Here is a 13,205-nt window from a genome sequence, read left to right as displayed (position 1 = left end):
GCCCGCTCGACAGCGGGAGCCGGGGGTGTCGTGTCGTGCCAGGGGCGCCATCTCTCGACGTACCGGGCACCCGTCGCACCCGTCGCACCCGTCGCACCCGTCGCACCCGTCGCACCCGTCGCTCGGAGCGTCGGTCGCCCCGGGCACCGGTCGCTCAGGTGGCGTCGGAGTCGAACGGCACCGGTCGGGCCGGATCGAAGACCGCAGGTGGGCGGTAACGGGGCCCGTCGTCGGCGAGATCGTCCTCGTCGCCGGGAGCGCCGGTGGTGCGGGTGTCGGCCTCGTCCGGCTCCATGAGGGCCTCACGCACGATCCGGCGCGGGTCGTACTGGCGCGGGTCGTAGGCCTTCCAGTCGATGTCGTCGAACTCGGGCCCCATCTGTTCGCGCAGTTGGTCGCGGGCGCCGTCGGCCATCTTGCGGACCTCACGGATGTAGTGCCGAGCCTTGGCCAGCACCTCCGGCAGGCGCTCCGGCCCGATGAGGAGGAACGCCAGGATGAGGATGACCACGAACTCCGGTCCACCCACGTGCGTCGCCCTCCGTCCCGTCCTCGCGCCCGGCCGAGCGCACAGCGATTAAACAGCGCCCAGCCATTAAACATCGCAGCCGTCGACCGCACCGCACCGGTGGGCGCCTGCGCGGGCCCACCCGCCACGACGGAAGGGGGCGCACGACGGGCACGGGCGGTGCTCAGCCCGTCGACGGCGTCCCGGGGAGGCGCGTGGCCTGGGAACGGGCAGACGTGGGCGCACGGTGGGCGAGGGACTCCCGCAACAGGGCACGACCACGGTGGATGCGCGAGCGCACCGTGCCGAGCTTGATGCCCAGCGCCTCCGCCGTCTCCTCGTAGGTGAGGCCCTCGATGTCGCAGAGGACGACCGCCGCACGGAACTCCGGGGAGAGAGCGTCGAGGGCCCGCTGGACGTCGTCGTCGAAGTGGTCGTCGTGGTAGCGCTGCTCCGGGCCGCGGGCGCTGCTCGGCATCCGGGCGGCGGCGTCGTCGGAGAGGGCGTCGAAGCGGATGCGTTGTTTGCGGCGCATCCGGTCGAGGAAGAGGTTGGTCGTGATGCGGTGCAGCCACCCCTCGAACGTCCCCGGACGGTAGGTGCCGAGCGAACGGAACACCCGGATGAACACGTCGTGGGTGAGGTCCTCGGCGTCGTGCTGGTTGCCGGTGAGCCGGTAGGCGAGGCGGTAGACCCGGCCGGAGTGTTCGCGCACCACGTCGTCCCACGAGGGTGGGGTCCACCCCGGCGCGTCGACGCCCGCGCGCCCCGTCACCGAGGCGTCGTCGGGCAGCGCTCCCGCAGCATCGGCGGGGCGATCGGCTCGCAGTGTCGTGACCACGTCGGTCCTTCGGCTGGGCGTCGGCCCGGGGTCGGGCCGCGGACGACCCCATTCTCGACATCCGACCTGGGGACTCGCTGGACGCCGCATACGCCCCGCCCGTGACCTGCCACGACGGTCCGCCCCGACGTCGCCGACACGCCGGTCCGGGTGAGCGGTTCCGGGATGCGGGATGGGTCGTCAGCCGGCCGGCCGCACGGGTGGAGGCTGGGAGGCGATACCACGGACGGCCTGCTCCAGGACGTGCAGGGCGAGGGGGTCGGCGACGTCCGCACCCCGGAGGAGCAGCGATCCGGGCAGGTTGACGACGCCGAAGCGCACCGCTGTCACGGCCGCGCGGTCCCGCCGGCCCCACAACGCGACCGCGAGGTCGGTGAGAAGACGGCCGAGGTCGGCGCGGAGAAGACCCAGCAGGGCACGGGCGTCGTCGTCGAGATCGGGGGTCAGGAAGTCGTCGAGGTCGGCGGCGAGCAGCAGACGCGCACCCTCGGGGTTCGTCTGCGCGTACGCCGCAGGTGCCGTTGCCGCGGCGACCAGCGCCGCCGAGGGGTCGCCCCTGTCCATCGCCTCCGCGACCCGGCCACGCTGGAAGGCGAGGAAGTCCTCGGCCTCCCGTGCCCACACCCGGGCGAGGAGTCCGTCGCGGGACCCGAACGCGTGGTAGAGCGCGCCGTTCGAGGCACCCGAGACCCCGCCCAACGCACGGGTCGTCACACCCGCGATCCCCCGCTCGAGCCACAGCGTTCGCGCGTGCGCGAGGATCTGGCCCAGGTCATGGCGTCGTGGGCGTCCCATCAGGATCGTCAGGCGGCGCCCACGGCGTCCGCAGTGTCCGCGCCGTTCGTGTCCGCGGCCTCCGGCAGGCGCAGGGCGGCGAGAGCGTCCGCGTACAGCCTCGACTTGATCGTGCCGAGGGTCGCGCGGTTCTTGCCCGCGACGTCACGGACGAGATCGGCGGCGGCGACCGGGAGGTCCTCGAGCGTCGCGGTCGCGTCCGCGATACCCGCGGCCACGGCGTCGGGTCCGGAGTAACGCCGCCCCGTCGTCATCGCCACCGACGCCGTGCGCGGGCTGAGCTTGCTCGTGATGAGCGCGTTCATGCCGGTCGTGAACGGAATCTCGATGTCGACCTCGGGGAAGCAGAAGTAGCCGCGGTCGGCGCGCATCACCCGGTAGTCGTGTGCCAGGGCCAACATCGCACCCGCCCCGAACGCGTGCCCGTTGACGGCGGCCACCGTCGGAACCGGGAGGCACAGGAGACGCGCGTACAACGCATGCACGCTGTCCACGTACGCCGCGTACTGGTCGAAGTGCGCACCCAGCCACTCGAGGTCGAGACCGTTCGAATAGAACTTCCCGCCGCCGATCGTCACCAACGCGGCCGGCTCCGTCGCCGTCTCCAGCTCGTCGAGCGCGGACTCGACGGCAGCCAGCCAGTCGGGCGAGAACCGGTTCTCGCCGTCACCGAGGTCGAGGGTCCAGATCGGTCCGCTACCGGAGATGGTCACCACGTCGAATGCTCCTTCGCCTACGGATCAGCCGGCGCGGGGTCGCCGGTCACCCGCGAACGAGCGGGCGTGACGCCCCGCCGGGTCGCGGACTACCGGAGAGTAACAGAGCGGTGATCCACAATGGTGGCATCACGGTCCGGCGGGCGTGATCCCCCGACACCCCGGGCCGGCCACCCGGTGTCCGCGAGGAGCGGCCGCGCACGTGAGTCACCCCATCCACCGCGTTCCCGGCCCTTCGCGGCAGGACGGCTACGCTTCCCCCATGAGCGTGCAGAAGCCGGCGAGCTGGATCTACACCGAGGAGTTCGTTCCCGAGCCCCCGGCGCTGGAGGCTGCCCGTCGACGCGGTGAGGAACTCGGCGCCACCCCGGTGCTGCCCGGGACGGGCGCGGCGCTACGGCTGCTCGCGGCCTCGGTCCAGGCCCACACCGTCGTCGAGATCGGCACGGGCGCAGGGGTCTCGGCGTTGTGGCTCCTCGAGGGCATGCCGAGCGACGGCGTCCTCACGACGATCGACATCGAGGCCGAGCAGCACCGTGCCGCCCGCCAGGCGTTCTCCGCCGCCGGCCTCACACCGCAGCGCACCCGGGTCATCACCGGCCACGCCCTCGACGTCCTCCCCCGCCTCGCGGACGGCGCCTACGACATGGTCCTCGTCGACGGCGAGAAGCGTGAGTACCCCGACTACGTCGAGCAGGCCCTGCGCATCGTGCGCGTGGGCGGCGTCGTCGCCGTCGACAACATGTTGTGGCACGACCGCGTCGCCGACCCGGCGGCGCGCGACGAGACCACGACGCTGCTGCGCAACCTCGGCAAGCGGCTGCGCGACGACGAGCGCCTGCAGACCACGCTCCTGCCCGTCGGAGACGGCCTTCTCGTCGCGGTCCGCCGGGCCTGACCCGAGGCCGGCGCGCGGCCCCGGAACCTCACCACGTGGACGCACGGGCGACGGGCCCACCGCGGACGGGCCGACGCAGAAGGAGCCCCCGGCGGCCGGCCGGGGGCTCCTTCACGTGCGCACGAGCGGCACGGAGATCAACGAGAGGGCACGGCCTCGCACTGCTCGATCGCGGCGCCCAGGTCGGCAGCCTCGTCGGGGGTCATCTCGACGACGAGACGGCCGCCGCCCTCGATCGGCATACGCAGCACGATGCCACGGCCTTCCTTCGTGACCTCGAGCGGACCGTCGCCCGTACGCGGCTTCATCGCGGCCATGGGTAACCCTCTTCCTTCTCAGCGGGAGCGGACGTGAGGGAGATCGGTGCACGATCTACGGCCCCACTCGACCCAGTATCTCCCAGGCGTCCCACGAGTGTGAAATCACCCTGCGCGACACACCGACCCGGCAGCCGGATTGGCGACCGGTCCCGGTCCTGCCCCGTCGCCACGCCTCGGGGTCGAGGGGGGCAGTGCCGCGCGGGGCGGATCACGGCGGGTAGTCCGACGGCGGCGTGAAGTGCCAGATGACATCGATCCACCACCACTGCAGGAGGAGGTTGAGGACGACCCCGATGCCGAGGACCCACCACAACCGGCGGTCGTAGCGCTCCGCCACCGTGCTGCCCCCGACCTCCGGTGGGTCGACGCCGGGGATCGGACGGGGCCCACCGAAACCACGTCCGAGCAGCACGACCGCGATCGGGAACTGGCAGAGCATGTAGCGGAAGATGCTCGTCGAGGGGTCCAGCGAGGCGAACAGGTACAGCGAGTAGCCGAACGACCAGGCCCGCAGCTCCGGACCCAGCGACCGCGCCCACGGCCCGAGAACCAGGGCAAACGTGAGGATGACGAGGCCGGCGAGCATGAGTGCGGCAACGGTCGGGCCGGCATCGAACCAGTAGCGCGACAGCCAACGAAAGAGGTTCCACCAGGGGCGGAAGGGCTGGATCTCGGGGACGGCCCGCCAGGCGGCCATGGTGTCCGTGTAGGCCGTGGGAACGCCGGTCCCGGCCCATGCGAGGGCGGGCCAGATCCAGGCCGAGACTCCGCAACAGGCCAGGGCCGCGAACATCCTGCCCCATTCGCCCTTGGTGACGGCGCGTTCGTCGCGGCGTCGCCAGCGCATGAAGACGCAGACGACACCGACGAATCCGAGCGGAAGGGCGATGGGGCGGGCGAGGCCCGTGAAGAGGGCGACGGCGCCCGCGGCGAGCCATCGTTCACGGGTGAGGAAGAAGAGGACGCCGCACAGCAGGAGGATCGCGATAGACTCCGTGTAGGCGACCTGCAGCGTGGGCGCGGCCAAGAATACGGCCCACAGGGTCACGCCGGCGACGGCCACGCGCGGCCCCACCCGGTCACGCAGCAGGATGGCGATGAGCACAGCCGCGGCAGCACCGACCAGCAACGACAGCGTCGATCCGACCACGGCAAAGCTGCCGCCGGTGAGCTGCATGAACCAGCGCGTCAGGTACGGGAACAGCGGGTAGAACGCCCACGGGCTCTGCCACAGTCGTCCGCTGCCCGGATCCAGCGGCATCTGTGCCGGGTACCCGTCCTCGACGATCTGGCGGTACCAGAAGGCGTCCCAGAGGACCGTCATGCGGAAGTAGCCGTGCTCCTCCGGCGTGATCCAGGTGACGTCCTGTTGCCAGGTGCCGACGATCGTGAGCACGACGGCAGAGAAGAGCCGGGCGGCGAAGTAGATGAGCAGGACGCCGACGATGAACGCGCGCGGCCGGGCGTACCAGTGGTGGAGCATCCCCCGCCACCGCCCCACGGGCTTCACGGCCGGGGTGGTGACGGCGGGCCGAGGCGCACCCTGCTCGCGGGGTTCACGGGCAGTGGGCTGGGCGACGACGTCCGCCATCAGCGCGGGGTTCCTTCCTCCGGAGGCAACTCGGGTGGTCGCGGCGCGCTGCGAGGCGCAGTACGGCCGCAATGGCCCGTGCTCCCCGAGGACGCCGGTCCTCGCGGCGGCGTGCGCCTCGTCCCGACGGATCGGGCCCACTGTACCCCGGCGGATCGGGACCGCCCGGGCCGTCGTGCGGCGCTCACGCCGACGGAGAACCCGGACGCTCGGGGCTCGGTCCCTCGGGCGGGCCGTGGCGTCGCACCCGCGGGAAGGCGGCGACGGAGCCCGTGGTGGAGGTGGCGGAGGAGTCGGCACCCCGACCCGGGTCGCCGTCGTCGAATGGCGCCTGCGGCTCGGGCTCGTCCTCGTCGGCCTCGACCAGGCGCGGCTCGGTGTCGCCCTCCAGCTCGGCGAGGCGAGCCTGCATCCGGTCGAGGACGGCGTCGACCTGGTCCATGCGGTAACCGCGGAACGCGGTGTCGAACCGTACCCGGGCGAGATCGTCCACCCCGATCCTCCCGGGCGGCAGCGGGACTCCCCCGGCGCTGGAGACGGGCTCGGAGGCTCGGACCGACATCCGACTCGCCGCGCCGAACGCGAGCGCGGCGGCGAGCCCGATGACGACGACGGCGGCGGAGGCGATGAGGACGATCACCCGACGATGGTGACACGAGCGACCGACAGCCCGCGGCCATCCCGGCCGGCGCCAGCGCCTCGCGTGGGGGTCCCCCGGGACCGGCGGGGTCGGGCGGCGTCCGCCCGTCTCCCGCTCACTCCGGGCGGCGGGCCTGTCGCTCCTCGTCGGCGGTGCGGATGATGCGGACGGCCTCGGCGGGGTCGTCGGTGAGGTGGAGGAGGTCGACGTCGCCGGGGCCGATCGTGCCCTCGGCCACGGCGACCTCGCGCAGCCAGTCGAGCAGGCCGCTCCAATAGGCGGTGCCGATGAGCACGACGGGGAAGGAGGTGACCTTCGTCGTCTGGACGAGCGTGAGGGCCTCGAACAGCTCGTCGAACGTGCCGAACCCGCCCGGCAGGACGATGAACCCCTCGGCGCTCTTGACGAACATCGTCTTGCGGATGAAGAAGTAGCGGAAGTTGACCCCGATGTGCACGTAGGCGTTGAGGCCCTGTTCGAAGGGCAGCTCGATACCGAGCCCCACCGAGGTCCCGCCCGCGCGGTCGGCGCCCTTGTTGACGGCCTCCATCGCGCCCGGACCGCCGCCGGTGATGACCGCGTATCCGGCCTCGACGAGACGCTCGCCGACCTCTTCGCCGACGGCGTACATGGGGTGGTCCTGGCCGAGGCGGGCGGACCCGAAGACACTCACGGCCGGCCCCAGTTCGGCCAGGGCGCCGAAACCCTCGACGAACTCGGCCTGGATCCGCAGGACCCGCCACGGGTCGGTGTGCAGCCAGTCGGCGGCACCCCTGCTGTCGAGGAGGCGCTGATCCGTCGTCGTGGTGGGGACGTGTGCGCCCCTCAGGGTGACCGGTCCGCGCTGGTAGGCATTCATCCCATCGAGGCTAGGGCAGGACCACGGGGTGCGGAAACGTCCTGGGATGCCCCGATGTCGACCGTTGCGAAGCGTTCACCCGACCGGTGCCGATCCGTCGCCGATCGTTTCGTCGACGTCCTCCGGCTCCAGCGGGGTGAGGCCCGGCCCGTCGAGGCGGTCGGCCACACTCCGCAGGATCGTCGTGAGGTCGGCCATGAGCCCGGAGTGCACGCCCCCACGACGCCACGCGAGGGCGATGTCGCGGTAGGGGGCAGGGTCGGCGAAGCGCCGCAGGACGACGCCCTCGGAGGCCGGGACCGGCGGGATGACCGACAGGTGCGGGAGCAGGGTGATGCCGATGCCGCCCGCGACCATGTGGCGCAACGTCTCGAGGCTCGTCGCACGGAACCCGTCACGCTCGGCGGCGCCGGCGATGGAGCACACCTCGAGGGCCTGGTCGCGCAGGCAGTGACCGTCGGCGAGCAGGAGGACGTCCTGCCCACTCAGGGCCTCGGTGGTCACGGTGTCCGTCTCCACCGGCACCTCTCCCGAGGAGTCCCGCGGGGCGTCCCCCTGGTCCCGTCCCCGCATCCGGGCGAGCGGATGGCCGACGGGCGCGGCGAGGACGAACTCCTCGCGGAACAGGGGCGCGTGCGCGAACGCGGCGTCGACGGGTTGGGCGAGCACGGCCGCGTCCAGGGTTCCGGCCTCGAGCATGCCGACGAGGTCGGAGGTCTTCTCCTCGACGAGAAGGAGCCGCAGGTCGGGTAGCGCCTCCTTGACCAGCGGCACCGCGTGAGGCAAAAGGTACGGCGCGAGAGTGGGGAAGACGCCCAGACGCAGCGTGCCCGACCGCGGGTCGGTCGCGTACCGCGCGATCGCCCGGATCTCGTCGGCCCCCGCGAGGACCGTCTTGGCACGGGCGAGGACGGACTCCCCCACCATCGTGAACAGCACGCCCCGGGAGCCGCGCTCGATGAGCGACGCCCCGAGTTCGGTCTCGAGCTTCTTGATCTGCGTCGACAGCGTCGGCTGACTCACGTAGCAGGCGGCCGCGGCGCGCCCGAAGTGGCGGTGCTCCGACAGCGCGACGAGGTATTCGAGGTCACGAAGGTTCATCGTCGTTCCCTCCCTCGTCGCGCCGTCGTGAGCGGGCTCACGAGGCGACTGCGGCCGGGGCGCTCGTGCGGATCAGGTGGTCGAACGCCGACAGCGCGGCGGTGGAGCCACCGCCCATCGCGACGACGATCTGCTTGAACGGCTCCGTCGTCGCGTCGCCGGCGGCGAAGACGCCGGGGACGTTCGTGTGGCCGGCCTCGTCGATGACGATCTCGCCGCGGTCGGACAGCTCGACCGAGCCGCGGAGCCAGTCGGTGTTCGGCAACAGGCCGATCTGGACGAAGACGCCCTGGAGCTCCACGGTGCGGCTCTCACCCGAGGCGCGGTCCTCGTAGACGAGGCCGGTGACCTGGGTGCCGTCGCCGAGCACCTCGGTCGTCCTCGCCCCGAGGACGATGTCGACGTTGTCCAGGCTGCGGAGTTTGCGCTGGAGCACGTCGTCGGCGCGCATCTCGTCGAGGAACTCGATGAGGGTGACGTGCCCGACGATGCCCGCGAGGTCGATCGCGGCCTCGACGCCGGAGTTGCCGCCGCCGATGACGGCCACGCGCTTGCCCTTGAACAACGGACCGTCACAGTGCGGGCAGAAGGTCACGCCCTTGTTGCGGTACTCGTCCTCGCCCGGCACCCCCATCGTGCGCCAGCGGGCACCCGTGGCGAGCACGACGTTCCTCGCGGCGAGCTCACCGCCCCCCTCGAACTCGACGCGGTGGAGCCCGTCCTCACCGGCGACGCGCAGTGCGCTCGCCCGCTGACCCTTGATCATCTCGGTCTCGTAGGCGTTGACGTGCTCCTCGAGCGCGGCGGCGAGCTTCGGCCCCTCCGTGTAGGGGACGGAGACGAGGTTCTCGATGGCCATCGTGTCGAGGACCTGCCCGCCGAACCGCTCGGCGACGAGGCCGGTGCGGATGCCCTTGCGGGCGGCGTAGATCGCGGCCGACGCGCCAGCGGGGCCACCACCGACGACGAGGACGTCGAAGGGGTCCATCGCGGTCATCCGCTCGGCCTCGCGGCTGGAGGCGCCGGTGTCGATCTTGCCGACGATGTCACGGGCGTCCATGCGCCCCTGACCGAAGAGCTCCCCGTCGAGATACATCGTCGGGACGGCGAGGACGTTCTTCTCGGTGATCTCGTCCTGGAACAGCGAGCCCTCGACGGCGGTGTGCCGGATGTGCGGGTTGAGCGCCGCCATCGTGTTGAGCGCCTGCACCACGGTGGGGCAGTTCTGGCAGCTCAGCGACATGTAGGTGACGAAGTGGTGGTCCTCCTGGATCGCCGCGATCGACTCCAGCACCGCCTCGTCCTCCTTCGGCGGGTGGCCGCCGACGTGCAGGAGCGCGAGGACGAGCGAGGTGAACTCGTGCCCCAGGGGCAGGCCGGCGAACTCGACGCGGGCCGCCTCCCCCACGCGGGCGATGCCGAAGGAGGGCGTGCGCGTCGCCGTGCCGTCGGTGCGCACCGAGACCTTGTCGGACTGGGCCGCGATGTCCTCGAGCATCTCGCGCATCTCGACGCTCTTGGCGCCGTCGTCGAGGGTGGCGACGAGCTCGATGGGCTCGCGGACCATCTCGAGGTAGCTCTTCAACTGGGTCTTGAGGGCGGCATCGAGCACGGGGCGTCCTTTCCTGGGGACGACGGGGCCGCGGGCGCGCGAACGGCGCGCATCGCGGCGCGAGAGAAGTGGCGGATGGATCCTCGTGGGCGACGAGCACGGGACTCGGCGCCCACGACGCCCCATCCACGAGACCTCACCGCACCCCGATGCGTATCAGGGGAGGTGCGAGACGCACCGGGGTGCGGCGAGGGAGTTCGTGGGGTCGGCGTGACCGACCGGTGGGACGCTGGGATCAGATCTTGCCGACGAGGTCCAGACCCGGCGTGAGGGTGGTCTCGCCCTCTTCCCACTTGGCGGGGCAGACCTCGCCCGGGTGGTTGCGGACGTACTGCGCGGCCTTGACCTTGCGCATGAGCTCGGAGGCGGAGCGGCCGATGCCCTCGGCGGTGACCTCGATGTACTGGATGACACCGTCGGGGTCGACGAGGAACGTCGCGCGGTCGGCGAGGCCGGCTCCCGGACGCATGTTCTGGAAGTTGTTGGTGATGACGCCGTTCGGGTCACCGAGCATGTAGTAGTCGATCTTGCCGATCGTCTCGGACGCGTCGTGCCAGGCCTTGTGCACGAAGTGGGTGTCGGTGGAGACCGAGAAGACCTCGACGTCGAGCTTCTTCAGCTCGTCGTAGTGGTCGGCGAGGTCGCCGAGCTCGGTGGGGCACACGAACGTGAAGTCGGCGGGGTAGAAGAAGAAGATCCCCCACTTGCCGCGGACGTCCGCGTCGGACACCTCGACGAAGTCACCGCTCTTGAAGGCGGTGGTCTCGAAGGGGAGGATCTCGGTGTTCATCAAGGACATGCGTTGCGCTCCTCGGGTCGTGTCGCTGAGCCGGGTTGCTCGGGTGCTTCCCCCGGTACACATAGAGACCCTATATGGAAAACGCGGCAATCGAAAGCCGATGTCGATGAATCATTCGCATCCGACCCATAGGTGGCGCCTATAGGTCGTGACGGCGACGAGGTCGTGTGGGCGACGCCGGTCAGGGGGTCGGCGCCGGCGACAACCACCGCAGCAGGGCCTCCTCGGCCTCCCGGAGTTGACTCACGGGGCAACGCTCGTCGTCCTTGTGGGCGAGCAGGGGGTCTCCGGGACCGAAGTTCACCGCTGGCACCCCGAGGCCGGAGAACCGCGCGACGTCGGTCCATCCCTGTTTACCGGTCACCTCTCCCCCGATGGCCTCGACGAACGCCGCGGCGGCCGGGCGGTCGAGGCCGGGGCGGGCGCCGCCGGCGCTGTCGACCACCTCGAGGTCGAACCCCTCGAAGAGATCACGGACGTGGGCGATGGCGGCCTCGACGTCGATGTCGGGCGCGAACCGGTAGTTGACGGTGACGACGCAACGGTCGGGGACGACGTTCGTCGCGATCCCGCCGGTGATGGCGACCGCGGACATGCCCTCCCGGTAGGTGAGTCCGTCGACCTCGACCTCCCGCGGCTCGTAGTCGGCTAGCCGGGCGAGGATGGGGGCCGCCGCGTGGATCGCGTTCTCCCCCATCCACGGACGGCCCGAGTGCGCGGCGACCCCGGATGTCCTCACCTCGACCCGCAGGGTGCCCTTGCACCCGCCCTCGACGAGGGCCTTCGTGGGTTCGAGCAGCACGGCGAAGTCGCCGAGGAACAGGTCGGGCCGTGTCGCGGTGAGGCGGGTGAGGCTGTTGCGCTCCGCCTCGACCTCCTCGCAGTCGTAGAAGACGAACGTGAGGTCGCGAGTGGGCTCGGGCAGCAGGTGGGCGAGGCGCAACTGCACCGCGACCCCACCCTTCATGTCGACGGTGCCGCGGCCCCACAGCTCCTCCCCCTCCGGCCCCGGCTGGCGACGAGTGGGCAGGTTGGGCGGGTCGGTGAGGGGCACGGTGTCGAGGTGGCCGGCGAGGAGGACCCGCTCGTCACGACCGAGGTCGGTGCGGGCGATGACCGTGTTGCCGTCGCGGATGACGTCGAGGTGCGGCAGCGCCGTCAAGGCCGTCTCGACGGCGTCGGCGAGCGCGTCCTCCTCCCCGCTCACCGATTCCATGTCGCAGATCGCGGCGGTGAGGGTGACGACGTCGGCGGTGAGATCGAGGCCCATGCCCCCCACGGTAGGCGGTCGTCGAGCCGCGGCGGACGGGGCGGTCCAGGGCACGCGGCCTCTCGCCCACTCATGTTCGTCGGACGACGGTCGATCTGTGCGGGACAGGCACCGTTCGCCTCCGGCGATCCCCCCGGCCCGCCACCTGGTCCAGACGCCACGACGAACGGTGAACAGATGAACCCCAGCTCCACCCAGGCCCCCGACGACGTCCACCGCGCCGAGCGCGTCGGAACGCGACGGCTCGGCATCAGGGGCAAGATGCTGTCGATCGGGGCGGTCGGCCTGCTCGTCGCCCTCCTCATCACCGTGATGAGCCTGTGGTCCCTCGCGCGTCTCACCGAGGCGTCGGAGGAACAGGGTGCGGCCTACGAGGTCCTCCTCCTCACCGACGACATCGGCGCCCAGATCGAGGCCGTCAACGGTCGGCAGAACGGCTACGTCATCGAGGCGATGGAGGCCGGTCCCGCGGCGGTGGAGGACTCCGCTCCCAGCCGCAAGGCGTACCTCGCCGCCCTGACGACGCTCAAGAAGGACCTCGAACTCATCGAGCCCCGGCTGCGCACGGAGAAGGGCAAGGCCACGCTGCAACAGCTGAAGGCGGACGTCGGCACGTGGGAGCAGGTCGACGCCCGTGTCGTCGCCGGCATCCGGGCCGGAGAGATGGCGCAGGCCAGGAGGGCCGCCGTCGCCGAGGCCGGAACCGTCATCGAGACGATCGCCAAGGATGCCGAGACGATCGCGGAGACGGCGCACGGCCGGGTCACGGCCGCGGAGGAGAACCTCAAGGACGTCCGCGCCACGACGATCCCCTTCGCCCTCGCGACCCTGGCCGTCGGCGCGCTCGCGCTCATCCTCCTCGCGATGCGCATCAGTTCCGCCGTCCTGCGGACCGTCCGCACCGTCCTCGCGAGCGTCACCGCGATGGGAGCGGGTGATCTGCGGGTCCCCGCGGCCGTCGAGGCGAACGACGAGATCGGTGACATGGCACGGGCACTGGACCGCAGCCGCGAGTCCATGCGGCTCGTCCTGCAGCAGGTCGGGGACGCCTCCTCGACCGTGTCCGCCGCCTCCGAGGAGCTGACGGCGACCGCCTCGCAGATGAGTTCCAGCGCCTCGCTGAGCGCCGAACGTGCCGGCTCCGCCTCCTCCGCCGCGGGGGACGTCTCCCAGAACGTCTCGACGGTCGCCGCCGGCACGGAGGAGATGACCGCGAGCATCCGCGAGATCTCCAAGAACGCCAACGACGCCGCCG

At 71.4% G+C, this 13,205-nt stretch carries 14 protein-coding genes; 2 read left to right on the top strand and 12 right to left on the bottom strand.

What is annotated here, in order from left to right:
- Positions 1 to 154: 154 nt before the first annotated feature.
- From RT054_RS05645 to RT054_RS05630, 4 genes are all read right to left on the bottom strand, one after another.
- Positions 155 to 529 (bottom strand): twin-arginine translocase TatA/TatE family subunit, encoded by a 375-nt coding sequence (locus RT054_RS05645; protein ID WP_313022523.1) that lies wholly within the window; start codon positions 527 to 529, stop codon positions 155 to 157.
- A gap of 163 nt (positions 530 to 692) precedes the next feature.
- Positions 693 to 1,301, bottom strand: a complete 609-nt coding sequence (gene sigE / locus RT054_RS05640; RefSeq protein ID WP_313022649.1) for an RNA polymerase sigma factor SigE — start codon at positions 1,299 to 1,301, stop codon at positions 693 to 695.
- A gap of 228 nt (positions 1,302 to 1,529) precedes the next feature.
- On the bottom strand, positions 1,530 to 2,144 hold the full coding sequence (locus RT054_RS05635) for a helix-turn-helix domain-containing protein (RefSeq protein ID WP_313022522.1): 615 nt from the start codon (positions 2,142 to 2,144) through the stop codon (positions 1,530 to 1,532).
- Positions 2,145 to 2,152: 8 nt separating this feature from the next.
- The gene (locus tag RT054_RS05630) at positions 2,153 to 2,857 is read right to left on the bottom strand and encodes an enoyl-CoA hydratase-related protein (RefSeq protein WP_312718885.1); all 705 of its coding nucleotides are present in this window, start codon (positions 2,855 to 2,857) and stop codon (positions 2,153 to 2,155) included.
- Positions 2,858 to 3,122: 265 nt separating this feature from the next.
- Between RT054_RS05630 and RT054_RS05625 the strand changes: the two genes are divergently transcribed.
- Positions 3,123 to 3,758 (top strand): O-methyltransferase, encoded by a 636-nt coding sequence (locus tag RT054_RS05625; RefSeq protein WP_313022521.1) that lies wholly within the window; start codon positions 3,123 to 3,125, stop codon positions 3,756 to 3,758.
- Positions 3,759 to 3,895: 137 nt separating this feature from the next.
- Here RT054_RS05625 and RT054_RS05620 read toward each other — a convergent pair whose 3' ends face one another.
- From RT054_RS05620 to dapE, 8 genes are all read right to left on the bottom strand, one after another.
- Positions 3,896 to 4,075, bottom strand: coding sequence for a DUF3117 domain-containing protein (locus RT054_RS05620; protein ID WP_312718889.1), 180 nt, complete (start codon positions 4,073 to 4,075; stop codon positions 3,896 to 3,898).
- Between the two features lie 211 nt (positions 4,076 to 4,286).
- Complete coding sequence (locus tag RT054_RS05615) at positions 4,287 to 5,669, bottom strand: hypothetical protein (protein ID WP_313022520.1); 1,383 nt, start codon at positions 5,667 to 5,669, stop codon at positions 4,287 to 4,289.
- Positions 5,670 to 5,853: 184 nt separating this feature from the next.
- A complete protein-coding gene (locus RT054_RS05610; protein ID WP_313022518.1) occupies positions 5,854 to 6,309 on the bottom strand; it encodes a DivIVA domain-containing protein in 456 nt (151 codons plus the stop codon).
- Positions 6,310 to 6,424: 115 nt separating this feature from the next.
- Positions 6,425 to 7,168: a TIGR00730 family Rossman fold protein gene (locus RT054_RS05605; protein WP_312718893.1), complete on the bottom strand. Its 744-nt coding sequence runs from the start codon at positions 7,166 to 7,168 to the stop codon at positions 6,425 to 6,427.
- A 75-nt stretch (positions 7,169 to 7,243) separates the two neighbouring features.
- Positions 7,244 to 8,269, bottom strand: coding sequence for a LysR substrate-binding domain-containing protein (locus RT054_RS05600; protein ID WP_312718895.1), 1,026 nt, complete (start codon positions 8,267 to 8,269; stop codon positions 7,244 to 7,246).
- 37 nt (positions 8,270 to 8,306) lie between these two features.
- Positions 8,307 to 9,881 carry an alkyl hydroperoxide reductase subunit F gene (ahpF, locus tag RT054_RS05595; protein ID WP_313022517.1) on the bottom strand — a complete coding sequence of 525 codons (1,575 nt, stop codon included), beginning with the start codon at positions 9,879 to 9,881 and terminating at the stop codon, positions 8,307 to 8,309.
- A 235-nt stretch (positions 9,882 to 10,116) separates the two neighbouring features.
- Positions 10,117 to 10,680, bottom strand: a complete 564-nt coding sequence (gene ahpC / locus RT054_RS05590; protein WP_312718897.1) for an alkyl hydroperoxide reductase subunit C — start codon at positions 10,678 to 10,680, stop codon at positions 10,117 to 10,119.
- Between the two features lie 181 nt (positions 10,681 to 10,861).
- A complete protein-coding gene (gene dapE, locus RT054_RS05585; protein ID WP_312718898.1) occupies positions 10,862 to 11,950 on the bottom strand; it encodes a succinyl-diaminopimelate desuccinylase in 1,089 nt (362 codons plus the stop codon).
- 177 nt (positions 11,951 to 12,127) lie between these two features.
- Here dapE and RT054_RS05580 point away from each other — a divergent pair.
- Positions 12,128 to 13,205, top strand: a 1,078-nt coding sequence (locus RT054_RS05580) for a methyl-accepting chemotaxis protein (RefSeq protein WP_313022515.1), incomplete at its 3' end; no start/stop codon positions are given.

It is taken from the genome of Mobilicoccus sp., assembly GCF_032060985.1.
Lineage (GTDB): Bacteria > Actinomycetota > Actinomycetes > Actinomycetales > Dermatophilaceae > Mobilicoccus.
This window is presented reverse-complemented; position numbering and strand designations above follow the sequence as displayed.